The sequence below is a fragment of the Intestinimonas butyriciproducens genome (assembly GCF_016901775.1).
In the GTDB taxonomy this organism is placed as follows: Bacteria; Bacillota; Clostridia; order Oscillospirales; family Butyricicoccaceae; genus Pseudobutyricicoccus.
This window is the reverse complement of record NZ_JACJKW010000038.1, coordinates 1-5222: the sequence shown is the minus strand read 5'-3', so window position 1 is coordinate 5222 and position 5222 is coordinate 1. Positions and strand designations below refer to the sequence as shown.

Sequence of the window (5222 nt, the reverse complement as noted above, 5' to 3'; positions counted from 1 at the left end):
TCAGCCCGGGCCATTTCGTCTCCTGCTTCCTGGCCGAATAAGAGACTTCCTGAAATACCGAAAAGCCGATGCGACGAAAGTCGCATCGGCTTTTTTTCTTCGCAAGAAAATGCAGCAATTTATTGTACAAAAATGTAGAGGGAAATTTGGAACAGTTGTGAAAGCCTGCAAAAAAGCCCTGAAAATACCGGATATCTTTCACAAAAAACAGGAATATATGTAAAAGATAATCATAAAAATTTATAAGAAATGCACTATATAGAGCGGATGTTTCGGAAGGTTACTGGACAAATTGAATAAAAAATAGGCGTACGGAAGTTGTCAGGGGGGATTGCGGAGAGAAATGGCAAAAGCATATAATGGGGCATACCACTTGCAGTCGGCCCACTGCAAAAGAGCATTTTGGCGCGGCTGGGCCCCGCGTATATGATGAAAGAGGTGAAAGGCATGAGTAACAGAAGAAAGCGTTTGGTCAGTGTATTGGCTCTTCTTACCATGACGGCAGGATTGTTTGCCGGCGTGGCTGGATGCAAAAAGGACGAAAGCGGAAACACAGGAGGAGCCAAGGATACCATCGTCATTGCCACTATGAGCGAGACCCCCTCCCTGACCAACAACGAGCACAATGCTGTGGCTGGCGGGTATATGAATCTTCTGACTTACGAAGGCCTTTTGCGGCGGGGAATGGATATGAAACCGGAACCCTGCCTGGCGGAAAGCTACGAAGCCATCAGCGATACCGAATGGGAATTTAAAATCCGCAAAGGGGTCAAGTTCCATACCGGCGAGGAAATGACGGTAGAGGATGTAAAGGCCTCTTTGGATTGGGCCCAGAATTTCCCGCTGATCAAGACCAGCACGGAAAACATCAAGCAAGTGGATATTGTGGACGATGAGACTATCAAGATCACCACTTTTGAGCCCTGTGCCATTATTCTGGACAATCTGACAGGCACCAGCAATGCCATTGTTCCCAAAAAGCTGATCGACGAAGGCAACAACTTCAATGAAAATCCCATTGGCACCGGCCCCTATGTATTCAAAGAGTGGAAAATGGGCGACAGCCTTACTTTTGAAGCATTTGAAGATTACTGGGACGGGGAACCCAAAATCAAAAATATGATCTGGAAGATCATCCCGGAAGGCTCTTCCCGTACCATCGCTCTGGAAGCCGGTGAGATCGACTTCATCGTGGAAGTGGAACAGATGGATATCGACCGGCTGCAAAGCAATGATGAAATCGAAGTATACCAATACGAAGCCACCGACTATAACTACCTGCAGATGAACCATGAATATGGAGCCTTGGGAAATCAACTGGTGCGGCATGCCATCAATGCGGCCATCAACAAGGAGAATGTGGTGACTGTGGCGGCCAACAATCTGGGCACTCCTGTCAAGTCACAGACCCCGATGAACCTCATTGGCTGCTCGGAAGAAAACGCCGATGATTACGATGTGGAAAAAGCTCAGCAATATCTGGCGGAATCGGGAGTGGATCCCTCCACCATCAATTTCTCCATCATCTGCTCCAATGATATGAAAAAGCGCGCCGGTGAAGTGATTCAGGCCGATCTGAAGAAAATCGGCATCAGCTGTACTCTGGAAAGCATGGATCTGGCTACCTATCTGTCGGCTACCACCGAAGGCAATTACAGCGCCTGCATCGGCGGCTATAACACCACAGACCAGCTGATCTATTGCAAGGGTCTGTTCCACAGCGAATCCATTGGCGGCTCCAATCGGGCCCGTCTGGCCGATCCCAAAGTGGATGAGCTGATCGAAGAAGCAATGGTAACATTGGATGCCGATGAGCGGCAGAAAATCGTGGAAGAACTGAATGCATATCTCAATGAGCTGTGCGTACACATTCCGCTGTGGCAGCCCATCGCCCTGAGAGCCTACAATGCCAAGCTGAAAGGCGTAGAGATCAACGCAGTGGGCAATCTGTATTTCCAGAATTGCTATTGGGAAGAATAAAGAGATTGGGAAATGTGAAAAAATCCCGGGAGAGATGATCTCCCGGGATTTTTTGTCGCCCTTGAAAAGAAAAACGGGAAAAATATCCCTGCGATAGGCAGGAAAAAACGCAATAATTACAAATCTATAAAAGGAAATTTGGAATTCGGGAAAATCAATAAAGTTTGTTAAATGTGCGACGAAAACCAGAAAATTCCTAGGGCAAAGTGCACAAAAAATCGAAGATAGTTAGGGAATCAAAGTAAAGCAAATGAGATATTATGCACAAAAGAGCAGGGGAAAGTTGAGGGAATATCACGAAAAGATGCACAAAAATCAGCTTGCCATTTTAAAATTTTTATTGAATATTCTATGAACATCGCTTATAATGCAATCATCCGGTGAATCTGCCCGCGGCGGAAAAACCGGGAAGGCGGTAAGGACCGTCAAACAATGTTACATGAGGTGAAATGTTATGAGAAACAGAAAACTGCGTCTGCTGAGTCTGCTGTTAGCCACAGTCATGATGCTGGGTCTGCTCGCCGGCTGCAACAGCGGCGGTGAGGAAGGCGAAAAGGGCAGCGAAGGCGGCAAGGACAGCATCGTCATTGCCACCATGAGCGAAACTCCCTCCCTTTCTCCCTTTGACCACAATGCCACCGCTGGCAGCTACATGAACCTGCTGACCTACAGCACCCTGTTTAACACCGATGTTGAGATGAATCCCCAGCCCAACCTGGTGGAAAGCTACGAGAATACCAGTGAGACCGAGTGGACCTTCAAGCTGAAGGAAGGCGTCAAGTTCCACAACGGCGATGAAATGACCGCTGAAGATGTGGTTGCTTCCATCGAGTATGGCAAGACCTGCGCCGAAGTCAACCTGTACAACCAGTGTGTTGACACCATCGAAGCTGTGGATGAGTACACCATCAAGATCACCACTCCTGGCCCCTCCGCTGTTCTGCTGAACCACCTGTGCCATCACGGCAACGCCATCGTTCCCAAGAAGCTGCTGGACGAAGGCCATGACTTTGCCTCCGATCCCGTCGGTTCCGGCCCCTACAAGCTGGTTGAGTGGAAGCGGGGCGACAGCGTGGAATTTGAAGCTTTTGCCGATTACTTTGACGGCGAAGCCCCCATCAAGCACATGACCTGGAAGATCATCCCTGAAGGCTCCTCCCGCACCATTGCTCTGGAAGCCGGCGAGATCGACTTTATCGTGGAAGTGGAAGCCATGGACTATGACCGTCTGGCTGGCAACGATGAAGTGGCTCTCTATGAGTATGACGCTACCGAGCACAACTGGATGATGCTGAACAACGAAAAGCCCGGCCTGGATAACGAACTGGTTCGTAAGGCTATGGACTGCGCCGTTGATAAGGAAAGCGTTATCGCTGTTGCCCTGAACGGCATGGGTACTGCTATCTATTCTCAGGCTCCCAACAACATGCCTGGCGCCAGCGAAGAGAATGTGAATTCCTTCGATCCTGAGCAGGCCAAGAAGTATATGGATGAATCCGGTGTGGATCCTGCTTCCATCGAGATGAGCATCATCTGCTCCAACGACACCAAGAAGCGTGCCGCCGAGGTTATTCAGGCCAACCTGAAGGATACCCTGGGCATCAACGCCACCATCGAGAGCATGGACCTGGCCACCTACCTGTCTGTCACAGGTGAAGGCAACTACACTGCTTCCATCGGCAACTACACCTCCAGCGATATGGTTTCCTTCCTGGTTGGTGTGTTCCACTCCAAGTCCATCAACGGTTCCAACAAGACCCGTCTGAACAGCCCTGAAGTGGATGCTCTGATCGATCAGGCTTCGGCCACCATCGATGCAGCCGAGAGAGATAAGGTGCTGCAGGAGTGCATCTCCCTGATCAACACCATGACTCCTCAGGTTCCTCTGTATCAGCCTGTCAACTTCCGTGCTTACAACGCCAATCTCCAGGGCGTTGAGGTTTCTCCCAGCGGCACTCTGTACTTCGAAGATGTGAGCTGGAAATAAGTCAAAAGCAATGTTCCGAAAGGGCCCGCGCACAGCGCGGGCTCTTTTTTGTTGCAAATGACAGCAGGCGGAGAAAGTTTTTCTGTTTCTGAGCATAAATAGTTTATATTTCAGCAATAAATTTCGGGTAGTGAAAAATCGTGCAATATGCTGTGAAGTCAAGGTGTAATACGGCACTGAATTAAAAAAATACACAAAAAAATGAAATGAATTGTAAATTATCCTGGGATGGCTTTGTTTGGTTTTGCTGATGTCAAACAGGCTGTATTGTACAATGTGCAAAGGGCAAACTGTGTGAACAATAGGTGAAAAGAAACAAAATGTTGCGAAAGAGAAAATATAGTATTATAATATTTAACAAATAGAAAAACTATTTTTTAAAAAATCTTGTCGATTATGTTGAAAACGAGAAAGAGCCGGGAGTACACAGTATGATTCAGCCAAGGCACAGCCTTTGTTGAAAATAATTTATGAGGTGAAAATTTATGAGAAAGAGGAAACTGCGTGCCATCAGCTTATTGCTGGCCGGCATTATGTCTGTTGGCTTGTTTGCCGGCTGCTCCAGCGACGGCGGCGAGAAGAAGAGCGACAACGGAGGCGGCGCGAAGGACAGCATTGTCATCGCCACCATGGGCGAGACTCCCTCCTTGTCTCCCACCGAGCACAACGCTGTGGCCGGTTCTTACATGAACCTGCTGACCTACAACACCCTGTTCCGTTCCGGCATGGATCTGGAGCCGGAACCGGACCTGGTGGACACATATGAAAATGTGGACGACAGCACTTGGCGCTTTACCATCAAAGACGGTGTTAAGTTCCACAATGGCGACACCATGACCGCTGATGATGTGGTTGCTTCCATTCAGTGGGCCCAGGGCTTTGCCGAAGTCAACCTGTACAACAGCGATATCGTCTCCATCACCAAGGTGGATGATCTGACGGTTGAAATCAAGACCGATGGCCCCGATGCCATGCTGCTGAACAATCTGTGCCACCACGGCAACGCTATCGTTCCCAAGAGCCTGATCGATTCCGGTCATGACTTCAACTCCGATCCCATCGGTTCCGGCCCCTACAAGCTGGTTGAGTGGAAGCGGGGCGACAGCCTGACTTTCGAAGCTTTTGAAGATTATTTCAAGGGCCCTGCCAAGATCAAGAACATGACCTGGAAGATCATCCCCGAAGGCTCTTCCCGTACCATCGCTCTGGAAGCCGGTGAAATCGACTTCATCGTGGAAGTGGAAGCCATGGACGC

The 5222-nt window shown here is 49.0% G+C and carries 4 protein-coding genes; all 4 read left to right on the top strand.

What is annotated here, in order from left to right; all coding sequences use genetic code 11:
• The coding region (locus H6A25_RS12430; protein WP_204752438.1) for a hypothetical protein at positions 1-223 on the top strand (223 nt) is incomplete at its 5' end.
• Between the two features lie 224 nt (positions 224-447).
• On the top strand, positions 448-1980 hold the full coding sequence (locus H6A25_RS12425) for an ABC transporter substrate-binding protein (protein ID WP_204752437.1): 1533 nt from the start codon (positions 448-450) through the stop codon (positions 1978-1980).
• A gap of 454 nt (positions 1981-2434) precedes the next feature.
• Positions 2435-3967 (top strand): ABC transporter substrate-binding protein, encoded by a 1533-nt coding sequence (locus H6A25_RS12420; protein ID WP_204752436.1) that lies wholly within the window; start codon positions 2435-2437, stop codon positions 3965-3967.
• Between the two features lie 485 nt (positions 3968-4452).
• Positions 4453-5222, top strand: a 770-nt coding sequence (locus tag H6A25_RS12415; protein ID WP_204752435.1) for an ABC transporter substrate-binding protein, incomplete at its 3' end; no start/stop codon positions are given.